This window comes from Pseudomonas sp. YA1 (assembly GCF_058680555.1).
In genome coordinates this window covers 1-545 of sequence record NZ_JBZWBG010000060.1, presented here as the reverse complement: position 1 = coordinate 545, position 545 = coordinate 1, and the positions used below count along the sequence as shown (strand labels likewise).

Annotated in this window: 1 protein-coding gene; it reads right to left on the bottom strand. The window is 58.9% G+C overall.

The features are described 5' to 3' along the window. Positions 1–312: 312 nt before the first annotated feature. The coding region (locus AC4OR5_RS30960; RefSeq protein WP_034086582.1) for an oxidoreductase dimerization domain-containing protein at positions 313–545 on the bottom strand (233 nt) is incomplete at its 5' end.

Genomic DNA, 545 nt, shown 5'->3' with positions numbered 1-545 from the left:
GGGTATCCGGATTATCTGGTTGGTATGCGAGAGAGAAAGGTGGCCGACAAACTCAACCCACAACGGATTAGCTGGTTGATGGCTCGCTCAGTACGCTCACTTGCTAGAGAGCAGATACTTCACCAAACAGGCGATGCCCAGGACCAGCAGCAATAGTAGGGCAATTCCGATCACTGGCATTATCCAGCCCATCGCCCCCATCATCCCGCAATCGGGTAGTGTCGTGTTCATCGTGACAGAGCTCCCTGTGGTGTCCATGCCCAAAACCCGTGGTGCCGCCGCCCAGTGGCACCACGGTCGCGCTCATATCGTTCACCCGGCACAGCAGGACAACTGCGTCACATCCTTGGTGAAAGTCTGGGCACAGAGCTTGAGCCCTTCCACCATGGTCAGGTAGGGAAATAGCTCATTGGCGATGTCGTGTACGGTCATGCGTGCGCGTAGCGCCATCACCGCCGTCTGGATCAGCTCACCGGCTTCCCCCGCCACCGCCTGCACCCCCAGCAACCGGCCCGAGTCGCGTTCGGCCACCAGCTTGATGAAAC